This window comes from Enterococcus sp. C76, assembly GCF_040886985.1.
Classification (GTDB): Bacteria; Bacillota; Bacilli; order Lactobacillales; family Enterococcaceae; genus Enterococcus_B; species Enterococcus_B lactis.
The window spans coordinates 244,019-267,624 of record NZ_JBFOEY010000001.1; the positions used below are offsets into that span (position 1 = coordinate 244,019).

The 23,606-nt window shown below is 36.7% G+C and carries 21 protein-coding genes and 1 other RNA gene; 15 read left to right on the plus strand and 7 right to left on the minus strand.

Annotated features, from left to right (window positions below; translation table 11 throughout):
• The first annotated feature begins 167 nt into the window (after nt 1-167).
• Nucleotides 168-1,841: a heparinase II/III family protein gene (locus AB3I00_RS01230; protein WP_368024643.1), complete on the plus strand. Its 1,674-nt coding sequence runs from the start codon at nt 168-170 to the stop codon at nt 1,839-1,841.
• A 175-nt stretch (nt 1,842-2,016) separates the two neighbouring features.
• Here AB3I00_RS01230 and AB3I00_RS01235 read toward each other — a convergent pair whose 3' ends face one another.
• On the minus strand, nt 2,017-3,060 hold the full coding sequence (locus tag AB3I00_RS01235; protein ID WP_368024644.1) for a LacI family DNA-binding transcriptional regulator: 1,044 nt from the start codon (nt 3,058-3,060) through the stop codon (nt 2,017-2,019).
• Between the two features lie 173 nt (nt 3,061-3,233).
• On the opposite strand from AB3I00_RS01235, the gene AB3I00_RS01240 reads away from it, so the two are divergent.
• From AB3I00_RS01240 to AB3I00_RS01290, 11 genes are all read left to right on the plus strand, one after another.
• Nucleotides 3,234-3,629, plus strand: coding sequence for a hypothetical protein (locus AB3I00_RS01240; RefSeq protein ID WP_070704101.1), 396 nt, complete (start codon nt 3,234-3,236; stop codon nt 3,627-3,629).
• Nucleotides 3,622-5,466, plus strand: a complete 1,845-nt coding sequence (locus tag AB3I00_RS01245; protein ID WP_368024645.1) for a DUF2264 domain-containing protein — start codon at nt 3,622-3,624, stop codon at nt 5,464-5,466. The genes AB3I00_RS01240 and AB3I00_RS01245 overlap by 8 nt, the downstream gene beginning before the upstream one ends.
• Entirely contained in the window at nt 5,456-6,607 is a 1,152-nt protein-coding gene (locus AB3I00_RS01250; RefSeq protein WP_368024646.1) for a glycoside hydrolase family 88 protein, read from the plus strand. Before AB3I00_RS01245 ends, AB3I00_RS01250 begins: the two co-directional genes overlap by 11 nt.
• A gap of 30 nt (nt 6,608-6,637) precedes the next feature.
• Complete coding sequence (locus AB3I00_RS01255; RefSeq protein WP_002329432.1) at nt 6,638-7,897, plus strand: ABC transporter substrate-binding protein; 1,260 nt, start codon at nt 6,638-6,640, stop codon at nt 7,895-7,897.
• Nucleotides 7,898-7,949: 52 nt separating this feature from the next.
• Nucleotides 7,950-8,846: a carbohydrate ABC transporter permease gene (locus AB3I00_RS01260; RefSeq protein WP_016628336.1), complete on the plus strand. Its 897-nt coding sequence runs from the start codon at nt 7,950-7,952 to the stop codon at nt 8,844-8,846.
• A 64-nt stretch (nt 8,847-8,910) separates the two neighbouring features.
• The gene (locus AB3I00_RS01265) at nt 8,911-9,726 is read left to right on the plus strand and encodes a carbohydrate ABC transporter permease (protein WP_047936897.1); all 816 of its coding nucleotides are present in this window, start codon (nt 8,911-8,913) and stop codon (nt 9,724-9,726) included.
• 9 nt (nt 9,727-9,735) lie between these two features.
• Nucleotides 9,736-10,407 (plus strand): DUF624 domain-containing protein, encoded by a 672-nt coding sequence (locus AB3I00_RS01270; protein WP_368024647.1) that lies wholly within the window; start codon nt 9,736-9,738, stop codon nt 10,405-10,407.
• Nucleotides 10,408-10,603: 196 nt separating this feature from the next.
• Nucleotides 10,604-12,268 carry an acetolactate synthase AlsS gene (gene alsS / locus AB3I00_RS01275; protein WP_002329431.1) on the plus strand — a complete coding sequence of 555 codons (1,665 nt, stop codon included), beginning with the start codon at nt 10,604-10,606 and terminating at the stop codon, nt 12,266-12,268.
• A gap of 12 nt (nt 12,269-12,280) precedes the next feature.
• Nucleotides 12,281-12,991 carry an acetolactate decarboxylase gene (budA, locus tag AB3I00_RS01280; RefSeq protein WP_002293166.1) on the plus strand — a complete coding sequence of 237 codons (711 nt, stop codon included), beginning with the start codon at nt 12,281-12,283 and terminating at the stop codon, nt 12,989-12,991.
• A gap of 128 nt (nt 12,992-13,119) precedes the next feature.
• On the plus strand, nt 13,120-13,617 hold the full coding sequence (locus AB3I00_RS01285; RefSeq protein WP_002293167.1) for a GAF domain-containing protein: 498 nt from the start codon (nt 13,120-13,122) through the stop codon (nt 13,615-13,617).
• Nucleotides 13,618-13,802: 185 nt separating this feature from the next.
• Nucleotides 13,803-14,063, plus strand: coding sequence for a hypothetical protein (locus AB3I00_RS01290; protein ID WP_368024648.1), 261 nt, complete (start codon nt 13,803-13,805; stop codon nt 14,061-14,063).
• A 383-nt stretch (nt 14,064-14,446) separates the two neighbouring features.
• Here the strand turns inward: AB3I00_RS01290 and AB3I00_RS01295 are convergent, their stop codons facing one another.
• The 3 genes from AB3I00_RS01295 to AB3I00_RS01305 form a co-directional block, all read right to left on the minus strand.
• Nucleotides 14,447-15,007, minus strand: coding sequence for a VanZ family protein (locus AB3I00_RS01295; RefSeq protein WP_368024649.1), 561 nt, complete (start codon nt 15,005-15,007; stop codon nt 14,447-14,449).
• Nucleotides 15,008-15,884: 877 nt separating this feature from the next.
• Nucleotides 15,885-16,251: a transfer-messenger RNA gene (gene ssrA / locus AB3I00_RS01300) on the minus strand.
• Between the two features lie 170 nt (nt 16,252-16,421).
• A complete protein-coding gene (locus AB3I00_RS01305; protein WP_002290402.1) occupies nt 16,422-17,195 on the minus strand; it encodes a Cof-type HAD-IIB family hydrolase in 774 nt (257 codons plus the stop codon).
• 143 nt (nt 17,196-17,338) lie between these two features.
• On the opposite strand from AB3I00_RS01305, the gene AB3I00_RS01310 reads away from it, so the two are divergent.
• From AB3I00_RS01310 to AB3I00_RS01320, 3 genes are read left to right on the plus strand one after another with little or no spacing between them, the layout of a single operon-like run.
• On the plus strand, nt 17,339-17,689 hold the full coding sequence (locus AB3I00_RS01310; protein WP_002308810.1) for an SdpI family protein: 351 nt from the start codon (nt 17,339-17,341) through the stop codon (nt 17,687-17,689).
• Entirely contained in the window at nt 17,670-18,386 is a 717-nt protein-coding gene (locus tag AB3I00_RS01315; protein ID WP_002290404.1) for a response regulator transcription factor, read from the plus strand. Before AB3I00_RS01310 ends, AB3I00_RS01315 begins: the two co-directional genes overlap by 20 nt.
• Entirely contained in the window at nt 18,386-19,834 is a 1,449-nt protein-coding gene (locus AB3I00_RS01320; RefSeq protein ID WP_368024650.1) for an ATP-binding protein, read from the plus strand. The genes AB3I00_RS01315 and AB3I00_RS01320 overlap by 1 nt, the downstream gene beginning before the upstream one ends.
• A gap of 73 nt (nt 19,835-19,907) precedes the next feature.
• Here the strand turns inward: AB3I00_RS01320 and AB3I00_RS01325 are convergent, their stop codons facing one another.
• The 3 genes from AB3I00_RS01325 to AB3I00_RS01335 all read right to left on the minus strand — a co-directional run bounded on the left by AB3I00_RS01325 (nt 19,908) and on the right by AB3I00_RS01335 (nt 23,424).
• Nucleotides 19,908-20,417 (minus strand): hypothetical protein, encoded by a 510-nt coding sequence (locus AB3I00_RS01325; protein ID WP_002308814.1) that lies wholly within the window; start codon nt 20,415-20,417, stop codon nt 19,908-19,910.
• On the minus strand, nt 20,407-21,132 hold the full coding sequence (locus AB3I00_RS01330; RefSeq protein ID WP_368024651.1) for a hypothetical protein: 726 nt from the start codon (nt 21,130-21,132) through the stop codon (nt 20,407-20,409). The genes AB3I00_RS01325 and AB3I00_RS01330 overlap by 11 nt, the downstream gene beginning before the upstream one ends.
• Before the next feature lie 171 nt (nt 21,133-21,303).
• On the minus strand, nt 21,304-23,424 hold the full coding sequence (locus AB3I00_RS01335; protein WP_010732280.1) for an LTA synthase family protein: 2,121 nt from the start codon (nt 23,422-23,424) through the stop codon (nt 21,304-21,306).
• Nucleotides 23,425-23,606: the final 182 nt, after the last annotated feature.

A 23,606-nucleotide genomic window follows, 5' to 3' on the forward strand; every position in this document is an offset into this window, starting at 1 on the left:
ACTCATGGTATCCAGATATAAATCAGATAGAGTTTGCTTATGTTCTTAACAGCAAAGGAAAGATGAAAATCGAACCCCAAAAAAAGATCGATTTTTTTACTAAAAATATATTTTTTTACTGAATTCTGGTAAAATGAGATAAAAAGGTGTCATTCAAGGAGGATATGATGAAAACAATAGCTGATCCTTTAAAAATTGAGATTTTTAAAGCCAATAAAGAGTATATTCAGCAAAACAAGATTGAACCTTTTGTATTAAAAGAATTTATGGAATTTTTTGAAACGGGTAAACGATTGAGATACGAATCTAGTTACTTTGCTAGAAGAAGACAATTGGTTGTGGCCGCTTTGGCTTATTTCTATGAAAAGAACAGTGAGAACAAAGAGTGGTTGGAACAATTAATTTGGGATGTTTGTAATGAATGGACATGGGCGCTGCCTGCTCACTTGTCAGAGCAAGTTTTATTCAACGATCAAGCAAGGGTTTATATCGACTTATTTTCTGCTGAAACAGGGCAGGCATTAGCTGAGATCTATGAGCAAGTCGGAGAAGAGCTATCACCTATCGTTGCGAATCGTATAAGAAAGGAAGTAGAGGAACGTTTGATCTTGCCTTTTGAAAAACAGTCATGGGAATGGGAACAAAAGAAAAACAATTGGAGTGCTGTGATTGGCGGATGCGTTGGGATGGCTTGTTTGTCCTTGCTTCCTAAACAAAGCAATCGTTTAGAACGCCTCCTGACAAAAGTCGATATTTCACTTAAGAACTATCTTCATAGTTTTGGAGAAGACGGTATCTGCACAGAAGGTGTGGGATATTGGGGTTATGGTTTTGGTTATTATATTTATTATGCTGAAAAATTAGCCGAATCGACAGGGAATCATTATTATTTAGAGATAAATAAGGTTAAGAAAATAGCGGAATTTCCTGGGAAGGTAAGAATAAACAATACTTATCTTCCTTTTTCAGATTTTTCTCAACCCAACTTGCCAAGCGGTCTCTTAAGCTTTTGCGTATCGAGATTTGGTGCAGATATTCCTATAGAGACAGTCAGTTCTTTGGATTTTGACAAGTGTTACCGTTTTGCTCATCTCTATCATAACCTTCAATGGACAAAAAAGAAGGAGTCGAGTGTTTCTAACAGGCAGTGTGACTATTTTCCAGATGCTCAATGGTTTATCCTAAATTCAGTAAAACAAGATCTATTTTTCGCAGCAAAAGGTGGGGACAATCGAGAAAGCCATAATCATTTGGATGTCGGTCATTTTGTATTTGGAAATCACGAAGTATTGTTCCTAACAGACCTAGGAGCAGGGGAATATACTAAAGAATACTTTAATGAATCAAAACGGTATCAGTATTTTGTTACTTCAGCTAAGAGCCATCATCTCCCTATCTTAAATGGTTGTTCTCAAGTCGTTAACGACGGAAAAGCAGAAGTGGTAAGAACGGATTGCGCTAACGGGGAAATCACTTACAGCTTGGCCGAAACATATAGTACTGAATCTTATATAGAAAAATTTACCCGTCATTTTTCTGTTCATGAACAGAAAAAAATCTTAGTGCTCCATGATCGGTTTTGCTTCAGTAAAGCAAAAAATGAGATCATAGAGAATTTTGTGTCTCCTATTGAACCAGTAATAGAGGAGAAAAAAGTTATTCTAAGAACAAGCAACGAAGTCGTTGAAATCAAATTCGATACGCGTTTTTTGATTAGCCTCAATGTGATGAAAAAACAATATCACCGGCATGATGGTGGTCTTTGTGAAGCGCATCAAATACAAGCGATGTATCAGGTTGCCAAAGAGGCTGAGATTATTACTTCTTTTGTACTTATGTGATAAACTTGAACACTTTAACTTAAAAAGGGCAGTGACAATCAACTTGTCACTGCCCTTTTTCGGAGTAAACCACTTTTCCTGCTAACTCCACGTTTATAAATCACACTATCCATAAAACAGGAAGAACTGTACTTATGCTTAGTGTAGGACAGCTTTTTCATTATCTCTTATTTCTCTACATTTGACGTGGCGCAGCTGTCGATTGTCGGATAACTAATTCTGTACTAAGTAGAATCCGTTTAGCGATTCCTGGATTTTTAATTCGTTCGTCTAAAAGGTTCACGCCCATTTCGCCCATTTCTTCTGTAAATGCATGGACAGTTGATAAAGAAGGTGAGACATAACGAGAAATCGAAAGATCGTTTATTCCCATCACACTGATTTCTTCCGGCACACGAATCCCAGCTTCTGTCAATTTATGGATAATACCGATCGCAAATGAATCATTTGCAGCTAAAATAGCAGTTGGCAACTTTCCATTCCAGCTTTTCAATGCTTGCAAGGTCAGTTCTTCTCCTGTAGGGACATCCAAGCGACTATTTTCCTTCAAGATAAAATAGTCCTCTTTATATAAGCCATGAAATTGCATAACATCAATGTAAGTGTTAGTAGTTGGTGTCTTATATCGACGATAACTGTGAAGATTATCCGTTTCTTCAGCCCCAATAAAAGCGATATCTTTATGTCCAAGAGAAAATAAATGTCCTAAGGCTAGTTCAGTTGCTTGAGCAAAATCGGTGTTTACGGAATCATAGTTGTTCAAAGGGAAATTACTTCCTATTACACAGAAATGTTCATGAAGTGCTGCGAATTCATCGATTCTTTCCTGGGTGAATTTACCAATAGCTAAGAGACCATCCACTGATTCTATTGATTGATCATCTAAGTGAGAAATCTTCAATACGTTATATCCTAGCTCGGCAGCACGTTTTTCTACTCCTAAGCGAATGGACATATAATAAATATCATCTAATTCTTCCTCGTCTAAGCGCCATTGGATGATGCCAAGCGATCGTTCTTTTTTTTCTCCTGTTTTTTTTATGGTTCGTTTCTGTTTCTTTTTTTGTTTATATTTCGTGTAATTCAATTCTTCAGCAATTTCAAAAATCTTCCGCTTCGTTTCTTCAGTAACAGATAAGGTAGGATCGTAGTTCAATACTCTAGAAACGGTAGAGATCGATACTGCTGCAGCTTTTGCGATATCAGTAATAGTGGCCATTTTGTACCCCTCATTCATTCAATTTCTTATATACAGTATATTTCTTTCAAGTAAAAAAGCAAAGTAAAAAAAATACAAATAAAAATATTTTACTAAAAACTATTGATTTTTCCTGAGTAAAAAAGTACTATCTTCTTAAGGAAGCGCTAACAAAAAAGAGGGGTGGGATAAAATTGAAAGGGATAGTAGCTGCGGTTATCGTTATTTGTAGTCTATTTTTAGCAATAGGATATACGAATGATAATCGTGAGCAAATAAATAATTTTAGTAAAAAACAAGAGGAAAAGTTAAAAGAAAATGCTCGAAGCGTTTCTGAACAAGAATGGCAAAACGATGAAGTACCTTTACGTGAAATAGTCTCTTTAGAGGGAACTATCATCAAATCAGATCGAAAAAGCAACAAAGTGGAAAATGGCGATCGCTTCTTATTGCGGACCCAAGGAAACGTTTTTATGATATTCAACGATCAGAATCAATGTTTTCGTGTAGGAGAGCGGATTAAAGTGTATGGAGAATATTATGGTTTTATAAAGGGACAGCTGATTGAAAGGGAGAACGAGAGTGAATGAAAGAACGAGAGCAAGACAAACTAGCTTAAGGTTCAATGATTGTTTATCAAAAGAAGATATTGAAGAAATGTTTTTGGGTTTGCTAGAGCCATTAAGCGTCTTTTATGAGAAACGACCCGGGCGATTGAAGTTAGGGACGCATGGAACGGTATATACAGAAGATCGTAGACAAATCGAAGCATACTTAAGACCGTTATGGGGATTAGGACCTTTTATCACAAACAAGCCGCATCCTCTTACAGATATTTATCTTGAAGGGATAACGAAAGGTGTAGATCCAAGAAGTCCAGATTATTGGGGAGAAATCGATTCTTCTGATCAATTGATCGTAGAGATGGCTTCTCTCAGTACATCCTTGTTGCTGAATAAAGAAAATATCTGGGATCGATTAGAACCGCAGGCACAAAAAAACCTTCATCATTGGCTAATGCAGGTTAATGAATCTTCTTTACCGAGAAATAATTGGCATTTCTTCCGTGTGCTGATCAATTTAGCGATGAAAAATTGTGGAAGAAGTTATTCAAAGAGTTTGTTGGAGAAAGATCTTGAAACGATCGAAAGCTTTTATCAAGGAGAGGGGTGGTATTGTGACGGGGTCGAGACACAAGTAGATTATTATGTTTCTTTTGCAATCCACTACTATAGTTTGATCTATTGCCGCTTCATGGAAAAAGAAGACCCGGCTCGTGTCAAAAGAATGAAGCAAAGGGCATGCTTGTTTGCCCAGACATTTAAATATTGGTTTGATGAAGAAGGAAGAGGGCTTCCATTTGGGCGTAGTTTGACTTATCGCTTTGCGCAAGTGTCGTTTTTTAGTGCGTTAGTTTTTGCTAATGTCGAAGCATTGCCGTGGGGCGAGATCAAAGGATTGATCAGTCGACATTTGAAATATTGGAATCAACAAGAGATGCTGACAACTGATGGGTTGCTGTCAGTTGGTTATCATTATCAAAATATGGTTTTTGCGGAAGGATACAATGGCCCAGGATCCCCTTATTGGGCATTCAAAACGTTTTTGTTATTAGCAGTCCCTGATGATCATCCTTATTGGCAAGCAGAAGCACTCGGATTAAAAATAGAAGTACGTAAAAAAGCAGTACCTTCTAGTAAAAATATGTATCAATATGATCAGACATTAAAACATGTGCAAGCTTTTCCGGCGGGACAGTTCATTCAAAATCAAAATCATGGGAGTGCGAAATACAGTAAATTTGTCTATTCAACGCTTTTTGGTTTCAGTGTGCCAAAAAGCAACGGATCATATGGTGAAGGAGCTTATGATAGTTGTTTGGCGTTGTCTGAAGATGGCCGTCACTTTCGGACAAAAGAATTAGATGAAATGTTTTCGATCGAGTTAGACCGAGTTGTCCATTTATGGCGTCCTTGGTCAGATGTGACAATAAAAAGTACAATCGTTCCGCTTGAAAACGGGCATTTGCGTATCCACGAAATATGGAGTGAACGGTTGCTGTATGTGTATGAAGGCGGGTTTAGTGTACCAATGGAAAATACAAATAGATGTATAGCGGGAAAATGTGCCACAGCACGATCAATCATTGGTACTTCGAGGATTAAGAACATCATTGGATACAAGAAAGCTGGGATTATCCGACCTGAACCTAATACAAGTCTTTATTTTCCGGTAACACTATTACCATATTTGACAGGCGTGGCTGAAAGCGGAAAACAAGTATTTATATCTGTGATCAGCGGTGTTTTACCAGACCAGGTTTTTGAAGAGCCTGCAGTAGAAATTATTGGGAGAAATATAGAAATCGGGCAACTAGGGCAAAGGATTAATGTAAAGTTGGAGGAAAAATACAACGATGGACAATAGAACAAATATAGTTGAGTTAGATTGGCTAGTTTCAGAAATTGATTTTATTGAAAAACAGGTACGTGAAAATCAAGAAAAATTTAAAATTCTCGTACCTGCTGCAGCTAGTAACAATCATGTATATGAAGCGGAAGAAAACACTGATTGGACGGCTAGTTTCTGGTTGGGGATATTATTTTTAACAAAAGAACTTTCTAACTCAAAAGATTTTGATCGAACGATCGAAAGTCAATTAGCTTCATTCAAAGAACGTTTAGAAAAAGATATAGCCTTGGATACGCATGATATTGGATTTTTATATCAATTATCAGCTGTTGCTGATTATCGATTGAATAAAAACGAGTCATCAAAACAAATAGCGATACAAGCAGCTGATCGATTGATGGAGCGGTATTCTCCCAAATCTCAAATTATCCAAGCTTGGGGAGACTTAGATGATCCAAAGCAGCGTGGACGTATGATCATTGACTGTTTGATGAATCTACCATTACTTTACTTTGCTACTGAGGCTACCGGAGATGAGAGTTATAAAACAGCTGCCTACAACCATGCGAAACAAACTCAAAAGTATATTGTGAGAGACAATGCTACCACTTACCATACGTATTACTTTGATGATGTTACTGGAGTGCCTAAATATGGTCGTACGCAACAAGGTTATTCAGATGAATCTTGTTGGGCACGCGGGCAAGCGTGGGGGATCTATGGATTCACATTAAGTTACTTGTATACGGGAGATGGTTCTTTTTTAGAGACCGCCACGCAACTTGCTGATTATTTTCTACAAGAGCTTCCTGAAGATTTGATTTGTTATTGGGATCTAATATTCAAAGAAGGTAGTCAAGAGGAAAAAGATAGCTCTGCGGCAGCAATAGCTGCATGCGGATTGTTAGAACTTTCCAAACAACTGCCTGTTTCAGATCATCGTCATTTCGATTACGAAGAAATGGCAGTCAAAATCTTGGGAGAATTACAAAAAAACTATACAACGAAACAGGTAGATGGATCAAACGGGCTGCTTCTCCATGCCGTTTATGATAAAAACAGCTTAAAAGGTGTAGATGAATGTGTGATCTGGGGCGATTACTTTTATGTAGAAGGGATCATTCGTCTAGCTAAAAAATGGTACTGTTACTGGTGATGTATAAGAAAAGAGGAGGATTCATATATGATGAAGCGATGGAAAAAAATGATGATTGGATCAATAGTTTTGGGAATGTCACTCGTATTTGGTGCTTGTGGTAATCAAGAAGGCAGTAGTGAAGAATCAGCAAATGAAATTACCGTTTCGACATGGAATTATGAAACAACACCTGAATTCAAAGCGCTCTTTGAAGCATTCGAAAAGAAAACGGGAATCAAAGTGAAAGCAGTAGATATTGCTTCAGATGATTATGACACGAAACTTACTACGATGCTTTCTTCTGGAGATACGACAGATGTATTGACGATGAAAAATCTTTTGTCGTATTCAAATTATGCTTTACGAGATCAGTTAGTCGATCAAACAGAACGAATTAGAGAATTAGATACTGATGCTGCTGAAGGAACATATGAAATGTATGATATCGATGGAAAAACATACGCATTGCCCTATCGAACGGACTTTTGGGTACTATATTACAATAAGAAAATGTTTGATGATGCAGGAATCCAATATCCAGAAAATCTAACTTGGGACGAATACGAAGATTTAGCAAAAAAGCTTAGTAAAAATGACGGACAAGTTTATGGAGCATATCAACATATCTGGCGTTCGACGATCCAAGCTATTGCAGCTGCTCAAAACGAAGCGAATCTTGTGGAACCAGATTATCGATTTATGACTGATTATTATGATCGAGCATTGAGGATGCAAAAAGAAGGCGCGCAAATGGATTTTGGCACGGCTAAGTCAACGAAAGTAACCTATCAATCTCAATTTGAAGAACAAAAAGCAGCAATGATGTACATGGGAACTTGGTATATGGCTGGCATACTTGCGAACAAAGAAGCAAATAAGACAGAAGTAGAATGGGGAATTACAGCTATTCCTCAGAAGAAAAAAGGAGAATCGGTCACGACGTTTGGCTCGCCAACAGCATTTGCTGTCAATAAAAACTCAAAGAAACAAAAAGCAGCGCAAGAATTTATTGAATTTGCAGCTAGTGAAGAAGGAGCAAAAGTATTGGCAGGAGTAGGAGTAGTTCCTTCATATCGTACAGATGAGATTGATCAGCTTTATTTTAACCTCGCTGGAATGCCAACGGATGAGATTTCTAAAAAAGCTTTTTCTCCTGATGAAATCAAACTTGAATTTCCGATTGATACGCATGGGCCTGCAATCGATAAGATTTTACAAGAAGAACATGACTTGATTTTGGTTGGAGATGAAACGCCGGAAAAAGGAACGGCAAATATGGAGAAACGTGTAGCTGCTGAAAAAGAATAATCATGAAAGGAGAGAAGCCAAGAGATCAAACGCTCTTGGTTTCGTCATCGAAATGGAGAATAGTATAAATAAGAAAGCTACAAATCATTTGCGTAGAAAACGAACGTGGATCGCTTATTCGTTTATCGCCCCGAATTTCATTGGTTTTTTCGTTTTTACATTAATACCGATCCTGTTTTCGCTTGTACTAGCATTTATGAAATGGGATTCTTTTTCAACGCCAGAATTTGCTGGACTAGATAACTTTCGTAAAATGGCCAACGATGAGACCTTTTGGATTTCTTTGAAAAATACTTTTTTATATACCGCTGCTGTAGTGCCCGGCACACTTGTTTGTTCGTTAGGGCTAGCTTTACTACTAAATCAAAAAATTAGAGGGATGAAGCTTTTTCGTACGATATTTTTCTTTCCGTATGTTACTTCTTTAGTAGCAATTGCTGTTGTTTGGAATATGTTGTTTCATCCAACGATGGGACCAATTAATATCTTTTTAAGGCGATTTATTGAACATCCTCCAGGTTGGACTTCAAGTTCAAATTGGGCGCTTTGGGCAATTGTAATTGTCAGTATTTGGCGCGGGATGGGTTATTACATGATTCTGTACCTTGCAGGACTACAAAGTATCCAAAAAGAATTGTATGAAGCGTCTTCGCTAGATGGAGCAAATCGATGGAAACAATTTTTGAATGTGACATTACCTTCGTTGAGGCCAACTACCTTCTTTGTAACGATCATGCTTGTCATCAATTGTTTCAAGGTGTTTGACCTGGTGCAAGTGATGACGGATGGCGGCCCTGGTCGAGCGACAAATGTGTTGGTTTACCAAATCTACAATGAAGCATTCAAAAAATTTGATTTTGGTTATGCTTCAGCTATTTCACTTGTTTTGTTCGTAATTGTTTTGGGCGTTACGGTTGTTCAGTTTTCTTGGAATAAGCGTCGTACTTAGGAGGTATGAAATGGAAGAGAGTGTTCAAAATGAAAGGAAAAAAGCAAAAATTTTTTCAAACGATATGACCTTTATTCAATGGTTGGGTATGATTCTGCTAATAGGGCTAGCTTTATTGACGATCATTCCTTTTTTATGGATGGTTTCTGCTTCATTCAAAGCAAATAATGAAGTGTTCACGATTCCGATTCAATGGATCCCTAAAACTTGGCATTTAGAGAACTATCTGGTTATTTGGTCTCGTATTCCTTTAGTGACGTTTTTTAAGAATACAGCTTTTTTAAGCGTTGTGATCACATTGATTCAGTTGTTTACTTCTAGTTTTGCTGCTTACGGGTTTTCTAAACTGAATTTTAAAGGGCGCGATATTTTATTTTTAGCATATATCGGCACAATTGCTGTCCCTTGGCAGTCTTATATGATCCCTCAGTTCATCATGATGAGAAAAGTGGGCTTAACAGATACGTTGTGGTCATTGGTGCTATTACAAGCGTTCAATGCTTTTGGTGTGTTCTTGTTGAAGCAATATTACAGTAGTATCCCAGATTCTTTATGTGAGAGCGCGCGGATCGATGGCTTATCAGAATGGGGAATCTATCGAAAAATCATTTTACCCCTTACAAAACCGGCGATTGCCAGTTTGACGATCATCACATTCGTTAATACATGGAACGATTATATGGGGCCATTCATTTATTTGTCTTCTACGGAAAATAAAACAATCCAGTTAGGGTTGAAAATGTTTATTGGGCTATTTGATGCAGAGTACGCATTAATCATGGCTGCCTCAGTTGTTTCTGTTCTTCCTGTTGCTTTTATATTTTTAGCGATGCAAAAATATTTTGTAGAAGGGATCGCTTCATCAGGAATGAAGGAATAGGAGGCGATTATGAAAGAGCAGCGTTTTGACAAAAATGTTTATATGGAATTCTTTTATTGGTTGTATCAATCATTGGCAAGTAGCCTTTGTTTTTGGTGTGTCAATATCTTGTATATAGCAGCTGCGTTCTTTTTGTCAATAGATGGAAGGAATGTCTTTTCCCTTATTTTTTCTTTGCTTTTTATTGGTCCGGGTTGCATCGTGATGATAGGCATGACAGAAGAATTAGCAAAAGAAAAAAGTTTTTCATCAGTACGTTTGTTCATAAAGACGTTTCGCCGATTTTGGCTAAAGGGATTTTTTTATTGGCTATTTGCTTGGATAGTTAGTGTGATAGCGATTTTTGATTGTTTCTTTTTTATACGTTTTTCTTATGGAAAATGGTTGATTCCGTTGTTTGTTTTACTTGCTTGTTTATCAGTTTCCTTTAGCATCAACTGCTGGTATTTTCAGGTGAGAAATCCAGCGTCAAAACCAAATCAAGTTCTACGAATAGCGTTCTACTATACGTTGAAAAAATGGTATGTGAGTTTACTAGATTTTTTACTATTGACAAGTTTGTTTCTCTTCTTTTTCGTAAAGCCCCAATGGTGTATTCTACTAGGTCCTTCTATCGTATTTGGTTTGATTTACTTCAACAATCGTAAATTGATGAGAACGATGGATCTGTGGACTTTATAAATTGAAACTTTCAACCAAGAATGACAGTTTTTTATGTAAAATCTGTCATTCTTTTTCATTTTTTGAAACATATGGCTAAACAAATGAAATAAAACGTGCTATACTTCTGAATGAAACAGGTTTAGAAACTGTATCACTTATTTGTGATTATTTCTAACTAATAATTAAAAATAAAGCATAAAAAGGACGATGTTCAATGGCCGAAAAAATGAAACAAGGTTCGAAATCTGTAGTAGAAAGTTTGATCAATCATCACGTTGATTATGTATTTGGTATACCAGGCGCAAAAATCGATGGTGTATTTAATGAATTAGAGGATCAAGGTCCTGAATTAATCGTAACTCGTCACGAACAAAATGCTGCATTTATGGCACAAGCAATCGGACGTATCACAGGAGAACCAGGGGTTGTTATCGCAACAAGTGGTCCAGGTGCTAGTAACTTAGCTACAGGTTTGGTAACAGCGACAGCAGAAGGAGACCCAGTTTTAGCAATCGCCGGGCAAGTAAAACGAAGCGATCTATTGAAGTTGACCCATCAAAGCATGGATAATGCAGCGCTGTTCCAGCCAATCACAAAATACAGTGCAGAAATCCAAGATCCGGAAACAATTTCAGAAGTGATTGCCAATGCTTATCGCATGGCTAAGAGCTCAAAAAAAGGAGCGAGTTTTATCAGTATTCCTCAAGACGTAGTGGATGCGCCAGTTGAAGGTAATATCATCAAGCCATTGAGTGATCCTAAATTAGGTTCTGCTTCTGCAGATGATATCCGTTACTTAGCCGAACGCATCAGGGAAGCAAAACTACCGGTATTATTAGTAGGTATGCGGGGATCAAGCGAAAAAGAAACATTAGCTATCCGACAATTAGTTGAAAAGACAGCATTGCCTGTTGTAGAGACATTCCAAGCAGCTGGAGTGATCTCACGTGAATTAGAAGCGCATTTCTTTGGTCGTGTGGGATTGTTTAGAAACCAACCAGGCGATATGCTTTTGAAACGAAGCGACCTAGTCATCGCAATTGGTTATGATCCAATCGAATACGAAGCAAGAAACTGGAACGCAGAAAAAGATGCGCGGATCATTGTGATCGATGAAGCACCAGCTGAAATCGATCCGTTTATGCAGCCTGAAAGAGAGTTGATTGGCGATATCTCAGCTACTCTTGATTTATTGACAGGTTCATTAGAGCCTCAACAAGTGTCAGAAGATGCGAAAGAATATTTAGCTTCTCTTCAAGCAAAACTAACGGAGCGGGATATTGTCCAATCAAAAGGAGAAGCAGGTATTTTGCATCCTTTAGAAGTCATCAACACACTTCAGTCAAAAGTAACAGATGATATGACCGTTACTGTAGATGTAGGGAGTCATTATATTTGGATGGCACGCCACTTTAGAAGTTATGAACCCCGACATCTGTTATTCAGTAATGGTATGCAAACGCTTGGTGTAGCATTACCATGGGCAATTTCTGCTGCACTGGTACGTCCAAATACACAAATCGTATCAGTTTCCGGAGATGGCGGATTTTTATTCTCTGCCCAAGATTTAGAAACGGCCGTACGTAAAAAATTGAATATCGTTCATTTGATTTGGAATGATGGACGCTACAATATGGTAGAGTTCCAAGAAAAAATGAAATATCAACGGGCGTCAGGTGTAGACTTTGGTCCAGTTGATTTTGTGAAATATGCAGAAGCTTTTGGTGCTAAAGGAATCCGAGCTACAAGTGTAGAGGAATTAGAAAAAGCTTTAGAAGAAGGATTTGCGACAGAAGGACCCGTAATTATTGATATTCCAATCGATTACCGTGATAATGAGAAATTGGGAGAAACAATCTTACCAGATCAATTCTATTAAGGAAGTGTCGACATGACTGAAAAAATCTTATACCAGCACGGGACATTAGGAGCTTTGATGGCCGGCTTGATGGATGGAACAGAAACGATTGCTCATATATTGGAAAAAGGAACTCTGGGATTGGGAACATTGCATGGACTTGATGGTGAAGTCATCTTTTTAGATGGCGTAGCTTATCAAGGAAGATCAGATGGCTCAGTTGTCCAATTAGATGGAAGTGAACTTACCCCCTATGCAGCAATTACAGATTTTACGCCAGATACTAGTTTTTCTGTTTCAGAATCTGCAGATGGAGAACAATTGAAAAAAGACATCTTAGTAAAAGAAGATGGGGAAAATCTATTTTTAGCAGTGAAGATAACTGGATTATTCAAAAACATGCATATCCGTATCATGCCGAAACAAGAAAAACCTTATCGAAGACTAGCAAAAATTTCAGAGTCTCAACCAGAATTCCAACAAAGCAACATTCATGGAACATTAGTCGGGTTCTTTACGCCTGAATTATTCCAAGGAGTTGCTGCAGCGGGATTTCATCTGCATTTTATCGATGATACACATACATTTGGCGGACATGTAATGGATTTTGAAGTAACTGAAGGAAAAGTTGAGATTAGCCGCATTTCGTCCCTTGTACAGCACTTTCCAGTTGATGATCCGACTTTTGTTCATGAAACGATTGATTATGCTGATTTAGCAGCAGAAATCCAACAAGCAGAATAAAAAAGACAGCGAGATGCGTTTAAGGTAAACAACCTAACGTATCTCGCTTTTTTGAGAAGCAAACCTAGCGTTTACCAAAAAACTGAGCTATAATCTTTTCCATAGATCAAAAAGGAGCGGTTTTTATCATGTGGACAGAAAAACAGAAAAAAGATGCATACGAAATTCTATTATTACAGCAACAAGGATTATTAGAAGCAGAAGATAACTGGTTAGCAAACTTAGCAAATTCATCTGCATTGCTGAATGAAACATTACCTGAGACCGTCTTTGCAGGATACTACTTATTTGATGGCAATGAATTGATTTTAGGACCGTTCCAAGGGCGAGTTTCCTGCACACGTATCAAGATGGGAAAAGGAGTTTGTGGAGAGTCAGCTGAAAAACAAGCGACATTGATCGTTGACGATGTCAAAAAACATGAAAATTATATTTCCTGTGATTCAGCCGCACAATCAGAAATCGTTGTACCAATGGTAAAAGAAGGTCATTTAATCGGTGTTTTAGATATCGATTGCGGAGTAACGAAAGGGTATGATGAAATCGATCAAGCATTTCTAGAAAAATATGTAGATCTTTTATTAGCAAATTTTAATATAAATGCTTTTTCATTTATTAATAACTAAAATTGACTATTGAAACAAAAAAGAAGAGAAATCAAAAATAAAAAGAGCCGGAAAGACAGTGGACATATCTGTTTTTCGGTTTTTTTATTTTTTTATAAAATCACAAGTGTTATTGGTTTTCATAATCATATTTTAATGGTATTATCATTTTAAATAATGAAAAACACATTAAGGATGGATGAAATATGAATAACGAAACTATCATTTTAGGAAAAAAATATATTTGCCAACCTATTGGCTTGAAACAAAAAGTGGTTGGAGAAGTAATCAGTAAATTAGAAAATTGTGTTGTGATCTGCGTAGACGAATATCATGACGTCGATCGCAATGAAATATTAGAAAAATGCGGAAAAGTAGTGGCAAAATACACTCACGTTCATGAGTTGGAAACGACAGAATATCTATATAATTACAGCAATAAATATGAACATACTTTAGTTTCATAAAGATTTTAAATAAAGTGCCTTCAAAAGCGAGGAGTCCAAGCTTTTGAAGACACTTTATTTAGTTGGCGTTGTTTTTTATATGTCACTTTTCTTTTTAAGTGGCACAATAATTGTAAATTTTCTTTAATTGATTCTCTATACAACCTGAATCTAGGTCAGTATATAAAAACTAGTTTCGTTTGCTTCACTGTCAGAAATTCTCCTTCGCTTCTTTTAGATTATATAAGGTATCTCTAAAGTCCTTTTAGTTGCCAAAATTTAATAACAAATAAAGTATAATGATTATAGCTTCTCTAATTTCACTTAATTTAATTGTAGACATTATTTTTAAATAACAAACATAATCATTAAAAAAGTTTTTGTCATATCCTCAAGTACTTGTTCTAGCTTCCAGTATATGTTTCTATTTTTATCTTATTTTTTTTTAAACTAAAAGACGTAATTTCAAATGAAAATTTATTGAATAAAGATTCCATTATTATAGTGCCCACAACGAAACCAGCAGCATTTGCAATAATATCCCCTACATCAAATATTCCTAAATGAAAAACATATTGCGCTATTTCAATTAACCAGATACCCAAAACCACTATGCCTAGATGTTTTTTATTTAATGATAGTATCCAGCCTAATGGTATAAACATGATTATATTCAGCATCACGATTATCGCATCCCCATTGATAAAATCAGAAAGAAATGATAAAGGATTGGATTCTAGTCCTCTTATTCCAATGTTTTTTAAAAAGAGCAGATAAATTAATACTAAAAAATAAAGAATATAAAATCCAATGATTACTTCCTTATAAATTTTCTTTGTAAAAAAACTTAGTAAAAAAATATAGAGAAAAAAAGTAATAATTATTATTTGGATAAATGGAATCCAAAAATCAACATCTCCACTAGGAGGAAAAATAGAGAGTGAGTAAAAATAAAGATATTTCATGTAAAACCATCTGGAAAACAAAAACGATAAACATAGTAATGAAACATTTAAAAATAACAATTTTATTTTAATTTTTATGCTATTAATAGTAGAATTCTCCTTTCAAATTTGTTTCTATTATTATAACAAAAAAACATAAAGGAGCTATACTATGAAAAATATATGAAAAAACTATCGCTCGCATTTTTAATACTAAGTTTTTTTCTGCAACAGTTGTAAACGCTGCTACCGCTATGACATATAGTGGGACTGGTATTTGGTCATGGAGATCTGTCAACAGTGGTCTACTTCAACTACACGTTCGTATACTGTTAGGCATAATCTAACTAGACGGAGTGCTGGAGTATCTACTGTGTTGAATGTTGCTATTGCACGGCAGAATCTGATAGGCTCAACTATAGTTTCTTCTAGGAATTTTTCTGGAACTAGCAACGGTACTTTCACAAGTTCATTAACTTCTGGCACGTATTTTCTTCAATTTGAAAGTAATGAGCGGACCAAAACATTTGACATAAATGGAAGTGTCACGTATTAATAATATTCTATCTCCTTAAAAAATTCTATAAATGACCAGTAAAAGTACAATTGGCCGTTCATTTTACTGGTTATTTCTAATGTTTTCTAGATAGATACTCATTATTTATGGTAATTTCTGATTGGTATTTTTTTATAGGAACTAATAAAGTTAAAACGGATAAATCTATAAAGAAAATTATTGAAGGAAAGACTGTTGACAAAGAAAAACTAAGTGTGACAATATACGCGAAATTCTAATTATTAAATAAAAAGCAAAAAATTCAAATTTATTTTAAGCCAAAATAAAAAAACGTTGATTTATCAACGTTTTTTACAGTATCTATTAGTCTCAACCATACATATATGGAGACGGCGGGAGTCGAACCCGCGTCCAAACACATCGCCACTTAAAAATCTACGTTCATAGTCAACTCATTTGAGGTTTCGCTTTACAGCTTGCCGAGTGACAGGCATTCTGTATCGCTAGTCTGATATTCTCTTTTTCAACTTACAGACGGAAAGTTGAAACGTATCCCACTAAAGTTAGGACCCTTACTCGAGCACATGGGCGATGCCGAGAGGATCTACGCTAACTGTTTTTAGGCAGCTAAAGCGTAAGAGTTGTTTTCGTTTTTAGCAGTTATATTTAACTGTAACGTTTTTACGTAGACGTAACCTACGAAACGCAATTCAAGCTCGACTGTGCCTGTCGAATCCGTAACGTCCCCGTTAGCTAACAAGGGTTACGTGTATTTTTCATACAAAATCAGTATAGCACATCTTGGGATAAATTCAATAAAAAAGCGGATGATACCCCATTATTTATATAAAAACTGTCCCTTTCTTAAGAAAAAATAAGTGATTTTTTAAGAAAGGGTCCAGTTTCGAAAAAATATCCTTAAATCAGATCAAAATGCTTCAATGCGTGGACAATCCCGCCTTCTGTATTTTTCTTTGTGATGAAAGTAGAAAGCTCTTTTAATCCATCATAGGCATTGCCCATAGCGATTTTGTTGTCGCAAGCTTCCAACAAGGCAAAATCATTCGGACCATCGCCAAATCCAAAAGTAGGAACTTCTTCTAATTGAAGTTCTTTTTTCAGTCGTTTGACACCTGCGCCTTTTGAGATTCCTTTCTTCACTGTATCAATCGAGTAAGGACCATTCCGATAAAAAGTTAGCTCAGGAAAATGTTCATGATAGTATTCGTCACCCGATTGAGATAAGATAAGTAACATATTTACTGTATTGTCTTTAAAGCCTAGAGGATCTATTTCCGGCACATCTGAATGGATAAAGTCATAAGCATCGATCATTGTTTGGCTATGACCGGTACACCAGATTTTCTGGTCGTTATAGTAAGAAAGTTCGTGCCCATTCAACTGTACATGATCATACATTTTTTGACATTCTTCTGAAGAAAATGTCTGAGAGTAGATTTCTTCACCGTTTACTCGAATGAAAGAACCGTTCATGGTGACTGCAGAAGTAATGCCCGCATCTTCCATGATCGAGTGGATTTCTGCTTCTGTACGTCCTGTGGCGATGACGGGAAGAACGTTGTTTTCTTTTAATGCGTTCATAGCTTTTGCCACTTCGGGTGTGATTTTTGACTTCGCATCTAGTAATGTTCCATCAAGATCAAAGAAAGTGATTGCACGATAATTTGACACAAATAAAACTCCTTTTTTATTGGAATAAGTTTATCTTAACAAAGAATGAACAAAAGACAAACCTTTCGTGAAGAATTCCTGAATATATTGGTTCAGTCAACAATATAGAGTATACTATAAGAAGAGAATTTAGGAGGGAAAGAATGATTTTTTTCAGTATTGGTATCTTATTCTTAATAATTGGCAGTCTTTTTCGGATTCTGCCCTCAAAAGGAAACCTGCCTTTTTATGGGTACCATTCGCCTCTTGCCGCAAAAACAGACGCTCATTGGCGACTAGCACAAAAGACAAGCGGGAACTGGTTTTTCCTTATGGGCTTACTGATGACATTGATCGGTTATTATTTAAAGATATCTGGACATACGAATTATTTTTTGATCGAAATGCTATTATTGGTATTTCCAATTATGCCCATTTTTATTATGACAGAAAAAAAATTACAGAGATATGACCTGGAAACTGGAGGGAACGATAATGAATATTTTAATGATTGAAGATAATCAATCTGTTTCTGAAATGATGCAGATGTTTTTCTTAAATGAAGGATGGGAAGCAACCTTCAAATATGATGGAAAAGAAGGGCTCGACGCCTTTTTAGAAAACCCCCAACATTGGGACATGATCACATTGGACTTGAATTTGCCTACAATGGACGGCATGCTAGTAGGAAGAGAGATCCGCAAAGTTTCAAGCACAGTGCCGATTATCATGCTGACAGCTAGAGATTCTGAAAGTGATCAGGTGATTGGCTTAGAGATGGGGGCAGATGATTATGTGACGAAACCTTTCAGTCCGCTGACGCTTATTGCTCGAATGAAAGCTTTACATCGCCGTAGTGAGTTGGCAGAAGCAAGAGAAGAAGCAGCGGTTTCAGATGACCATTTTGATATTGAGACCAGTCATTTCAAGATGAATACGAAAACACGAGAAGCATATCTGGACAATCGGCCCATCGAAGGCTTGACGCCTAAAGAATTCGATCTATTGTTTACTTTAGCAAAAAAACCACGACAAGTATTTTCTCGGGAACAGTTGCTTGAACTAGTCTGGGACTACCAGTATTTTGGTGATGAACGGACAGTAGATGCCCATATCAAGAAATTGCGTCAAAAAATTGAAAAGGTCGGACCACAAGTTATCCAAACTGTTTGGGGAGTCGGCTACAAATTTGATGATTCTGGTGTTGCCTAATGCGTTATTTGTATCAGCAACTCTTAGCTTTTTGCGGAATGGTCGCGTTGATCTTATTGATCGTCGGAGTTTCTTTTACGCAACTGACAAAACAGACGATTGAAGAAAACAATTATCAGCAACTGTTTGGATATGCTGAATCAGTTGAAAAGACAACGCAAACATATGCAAACAGAATGTCACAACCTAATCAAGATCTGGCATTTCAAAATGCATTGCTGTTGACGGAGCAAGTACTGACAGAACAAAATGTGAATTTTATATTCATCGATAAAAATGAACGAATCATTTATCCTATTGATACAGCGATGCTAGACTTTTCTCTGACAAGTGATCAATGGGAAAATCTAAGAAACAGTCGTCAAGAAAAGTTTACATCAGATAAAAATATCTTGGGGCAGAAGCAAGCAACCTCTTATGCACTGATTCCATTTTATTTAGATAATGAATTTTACGGAGCTTTAGTAGTTAGTCAACCCGCGCGGAATATCGATAACAGTGTTCGTCCAATTACGTTGAATCTGTTCAAAGGTTTCATTTTTTCCAGTATTGTGGCAGTCATTGCTAGTTATGCTTTTGCAGCATTCCAAGTCAAGCGGATCAATCGTTTAAGGAATGCGACGAAAGAAGTGACGAATGGTAATTTTGATGTACAGCTTCCCGTACATGATAAAGATGAATTTGATGAGTTAGCAGATGATTTCAATAAAATGACGAATTCACTGAAAGAATCTCAAGCAGAAATCGAAGAACAGGAGAATCGTCGAAGACAATTCATGGCCGATGCTTCCCATGAGATGAGAACACCTCTTACGACAATCAACGGTCTTCTGGAAGGGTTGGAATACAATGCGATCCCTGAGAATCAGCGAGAAAACGCGATTAAATTGATGAAGAATGAAACAGAGCGTCTGATCCGTTTAGTAAATGAAAATTTGGATTATGAAAAAATCCGTACGAATCAAATCAGTATGGTCATAAAAAAATTCAATGGTACAGAAACATTGAAAAGCATTATTGCCCAGTTAGAAGCTAAAGCAGAAGCAGCAGGGGATACGTTGACACTGAAAGCCGATGATGATATCGATGTTTACGCGGATTATGACCGTTTTGTCCAAATCATGGTCAATATTATTCAAAACGCGATACAATTTACTGAAAACGGCCAAATCACAGTCACTCTGGAAAAAGGTTATCTTGAAACGATCATCACGATCGAAGATACGGGAATTGGAATGTCTGAGCAACAAATGAAAAGTATCTGGGATCGCTATTATAAAGTAGATCCTTCAAGAAAAAACACAAAATATGGTGAATCAGGATTAGGATTACCAATCGTGCAACAGCTTGTAAGATTGCATAAAGGTAAATTAGACGTAAAAAGTGAACTAGGAAAAGGAACGAAATTCACCGTCCGTTTGCCTGACGTAGAAATCAAAGAAGAGTAAAAAAAACAAGTGATATAAAAGATCATGAATCGATCTTCTATATCGCTTGTTTTCTTATAATAAAAGGACTGATTTAACCCGCAGGCTCTAAACGATCAATGTAAGGACTCTGGGCAATAGTAGCGTCATGCGTAAAGAGTAAGATACCTTGATTTTCTTCATGAGCTAAATAAGAAAGCAAGTGGAGCAGTTCTTGAATCTCCAATATGCTAAGTTCATCAAATGTATCTTCAATAACAATATTGTTTCGTTTGGAAAGCAACGCATGAAGCAATTGAAGCTTTACTTTCTCAAAAGGCGTAAGCTCAGTCGCCGCACAATTAAGTAACGAAGAAGAGATATCAAGTTTTTCTTGATAGGCTAAACGATCTTGTTTGATTCCCTTTTCTGGTAAATCTAACAGCACATGGTCTTTGAGCTTTAGGTAAGGAAACATTGGCCAATCTTTTTGAACGATGGCGAAATTTTCCAGATTAGCAACTAGAACTTCTTTTTTTAAATGTTCCAATATCTTATCCTGTTTTTCGAGGGGACACAAGATAACGGTCAAATGGTCAGCGTTAATCAAATATTCAGGTTTCATTACGTTTAGACCTCCTGCTTTGCAAGTGATGGATAAAAAAAGTGAATGGCAATAGGCTGAGAATCAGACAACACCCGCTAAGTCCAACAAGTGTTTGGACAAAGCCTCTAAGGATATCTGTGAAAAACAGATCATTTTGAAAATCGATAGTAAAGAAAGTCTGCTGATCCATCGGAATCGTAAGTCCGCTTACTGAAGTCAAGATATCACGGATATCTGGCAGCTCAGCAGTCTTTAAGACAAGAAAATTGATCCTTTGAAGCAGTGTTTCATAAACCGACTGGAAGCTGACGATCCACAATAAAACCAAGATACAACAAAGAAAGAGAGGAAAGAACAGCTGCCAAAAAATAAAAAGGAACAGTTTGGCTTTAGAAAGACCAGTCAGGCGCCAATTCATCAATTCTTGCTGGTTTTGCCTGAGTGAATAGTAAAAGAAAAAGATAAAAAAGAAGGCAAACAGAAAAAATAAACTGAATATGCCTTTTAGATAAAATCGGCTAGCTAATTCTAAAGCCGGAAGAAGCTCCGTAGATGCAGAAGCACCAATAAATGAAAGCCGATCTTGGACTTGATTCGCTAAAGCCGATTGCAAATGGTAGAGAGTCAGGCATGCTATCAATAAAAAAGCAGAAAAGCTTGAAAATAAACAATAGAGTATTGTCTGCTTTTTGTAATAAATTAATCGAGCAGTAGCATAGCGGATCATTTTCATACTTTTCACCTCTATAAAAAGTATAAAAAATGAATATGAATAAAGTATGAAATTCCTTTAGTAAAATCACGAATTAAAACCAAAACCAGGAAACCTCTTGCAAAAAGCAAGAGGTTGTGAAAAAAGAGCTGCGACAAGATGTTTGTCGCAGCTCCTTTCAGATTTGTTTTATCATTCGGAAGAACTTGTGGTCGTTCCGTGAAGTTCTTGATACGTTTGTGTTTTATAAAGATCAACAGTTGATTGTCCGTTGTGTTGACTAAAGACACTAGTTGATTTGTCACCTAGAGATTTTTCAGCTTCTTTTAATTTCTCTAAGCCATTCTTGTAGTCATAATCACTGGTATCAATTGGGTCTAATCCACTATTCGTATAGAAACGAAGAAGATCACCGTTATTGATTTGATCAGAAACAGCTAACTGTTTATCAACTTTTTCTTTGAGTGAATCAATTTCATTCTGTACTTCCTCGGTAGGTTCAGTAATGGCTTCACCAGTTTCGTTACTGTAGATGGTACCACCGTAGTAAGTATATTTTGGAGTAACAAAATCGCCATCACGGAAAGAAACAAGCTGTTCATGATCTTTCGAGAATAGATCTTGTCCTAACTGAATATAATTTTTTGTATCTACACCTAGTAAATGGAGAAGTGTAGGCAAAGCATCAACTTGGCCGCCATAAGTGTGATTGATCCCGCCTTGTGTTTGTCCAGGAATATGGATCATATAAGGGACACGCTGCATTTGTGCATTGTCATAATTTGTCCAAGTAGAACTTGTTTTTCCAACTAGTTCAGCTAGATTTTTATTTCTAGAATTCGAGACACCATAATGGTCACCGTAAAGAACGATAACTGAATTATCATACAAGCCGCTTTCTTTCAAATAGTTGAAGAATTCTTGTACGGCAGTGTCTAAATAATTGGCTGTCGCGAAGTAACCGTTAATCGTCTCATCGTTTGTATTGGCTAACGGGAATCCAGCTTCGTCATTGGTGAATTTCGAATAAGGATAATGGTTAGATACAGCAATGAATTTTGAATAAAATGGTTGTTGCAGACGTTCCAAGTATTGTACAGATTGTTGGAAAAATGGTTTATCATGCAACCCGTATTGGAACGAATTGTCATCATTAACGTCATAATAAGAAGAATCGAAGAAATAATCATATCCTAAATTCTTATAGGTCTCGTTTCGATTCCAGAATGTGCCGGCGTTCCCATGAAACACGGCACTCGTGTAGCCTTCTGTTTGACTTAAAATATCAGGTGCAGCTTGGAAAGTATTTTTTCCGCCTAATTGTGTGAACAAGGAGCCTTGATTCAAGCCAAACAATGAATTTTCCATCAGCGTTTCCGCATCACTTGTTTTTCCTGCTTTTACTTGATGGAAAAAGTTGTCAAAACTGAACGTGCTGTTGCTGTGATAAAGACTATTGATGAAAGGTGTAACTTCATGTTGGACACCATTCTCATCTGTCAATTTATAATCGATCAAGAATTGTTGGAAGCTTTCTAAATGGATATAAATCACATTTTTTCCTTTAGCAAGTCCAAACAAATCATCATTTGGTGCTGCGTAATGTTCTTTTACATAATTTTCTACTTCTTTCATATCATTGGGGCTTGCTTCTGCCCGCACTTGGTTTGTCTGGTAAGTTTGAACGCCGTCGTAAACCATGAAAGCATTCAAGCCAAGATATTTAACCAAATAATCCCGAGAGAATGTACGAGTCAATAATTCTGGACGATCAGCTTCCGCCATAAAAAGATTTCCTGAGAAAATCATAACGGCTAATGTAGAGATCGCAAAAGCCATTCTTGCTCGAATCGGACGAGGGTCCAACTTGATTTTTTTGGCGATCAGTAGAACAGTCAAGAGAATGAAATCGATCCAATAGATCACGTCATATGGGCGAAACAGTCGAATGGCACTTTCTCCCAGACCACTTGCTACTTTCCCAGCACCTAAAATCGTGTTGATCGTAATGAAGTCCGTGAATTCTCGATAATAAGTGACATTCGAAAAAACAAGCAATGTCAAAAGAAAATAAATGACCATCATCGTGATATAAGCAACTCTGGGGCGTCTGATATAAAGAGCAATTCCAAGTAATAACAGTGTAGTTGCAATAGGATTGATAAACAAGATAAAGTATTGAATGCCACTTTCAATTCCAAGATGGAAATCGACCAAATAGGCAAAAATCGTTTTCAACCAAAGTAAAACGACTAGTAAAGAAAAAAATCCGAGCCTCTTATTCAAAAAGGCAGGTGTTTTTATATATTTCAAGATAATCTTCCTTTCTGCACTTCTTAATCACAGAAGTGTCATGAAACCATGTTACACAGCTCACTTATTCTCATTTATTTTACTAGTATGACAATATAGTGTCAATTGAAACCAGAACTTTGTGCTGTTTCATTAAGTTTTTCTTTAAGCTTGATGAAAAAGGAGCAGTAAGACAAGACCTA

Excerpts from the sequence above, each read along its gene's own strand:
- AB3I00_RS01230 (WP_368024643.1), top strand. The coding sequence starts at position 168 with ATGAAAACAATAGCTGATCCTTTAAAAATTGAGATTTTTAAAGCCAAT.
- AB3I00_RS01235 (WP_368024644.1), bottom strand. The coding sequence starts at position 3,060 with ATGGCCACTATTACTGATATCGCAAAAGCTGCAGCAGTATCGATCTCT.
- AB3I00_RS01250 (WP_368024646.1), top strand. The coding sequence starts at position 5,456 with ATGGACAATAGAACAAATATAGTTGAGTTAGATTGGCTAGTTTCAGAA.
- AB3I00_RS01255 (WP_002329432.1), top strand. The coding sequence starts at position 6,638 with ATGAAGCGATGGAAAAAAATGATGATTGGATCAATAGTTTTGGGAATG.
- AB3I00_RS01260 (WP_016628336.1), top strand. The coding sequence starts at position 7,950 with ATGGAGAATAGTATAAATAAGAAAGCTACAAATCATTTGCGTAGAAAA.
- AB3I00_RS01265 (WP_047936897.1), top strand. The coding sequence starts at position 8,911 with ATGACCTTTATTCAATGGTTGGGTATGATTCTGCTAATAGGGCTAGCT.
- AB3I00_RS01270 (WP_368024647.1), top strand. The coding sequence starts at position 9,736 with ATGAAAGAGCAGCGTTTTGACAAAAATGTTTATATGGAATTCTTTTAT.
- alsS (WP_002329431.1), top strand. The coding sequence starts at position 10,604 with ATGGCCGAAAAAATGAAACAAGGTTCGAAATCTGTAGTAGAAAGTTTG.
- budA (WP_002293166.1), top strand. The coding sequence starts at position 12,281 with ATGACTGAAAAAATCTTATACCAGCACGGGACATTAGGAGCTTTGATG.
- AB3I00_RS01285 (WP_002293167.1), top strand. The coding sequence starts at position 13,120 with ATGTGGACAGAAAAACAGAAAAAAGATGCATACGAAATTCTATTATTA.
- AB3I00_RS01290 (WP_368024648.1), top strand. The coding sequence starts at position 13,803 with ATGAATAACGAAACTATCATTTTAGGAAAAAAATATATTTGCCAACCT.
- AB3I00_RS01295 (WP_368024649.1), bottom strand. The coding sequence starts at position 15,007 with ATGAAATATCTTTATTTTTACTCACTCTCTATTTTTCCTCCTAGTGGA.
- AB3I00_RS01310 (WP_002308810.1), top strand. The coding sequence starts at position 17,339 with ATGATTTTTTTCAGTATTGGTATCTTATTCTTAATAATTGGCAGTCTT.
- AB3I00_RS01315 (WP_002290404.1), top strand. The coding sequence starts at position 17,670 with ATGAATATTTTAATGATTGAAGATAATCAATCTGTTTCTGAAATGATG.
- AB3I00_RS01320 (WP_368024650.1), top strand. The coding sequence starts at position 18,386 with ATGCGTTATTTGTATCAGCAACTCTTAGCTTTTTGCGGAATGGTCGCG.
- AB3I00_RS01325 (WP_002308814.1), bottom strand. The coding sequence starts at position 20,417 with ATGAAACCTGAATATTTGATTAACGCTGACCATTTGACCGTTATCTTG.
- AB3I00_RS01330 (WP_368024651.1), bottom strand. The coding sequence starts at position 21,132 with ATGAAAATGATCCGCTATGCTACTGCTCGATTAATTTATTACAAAAAG.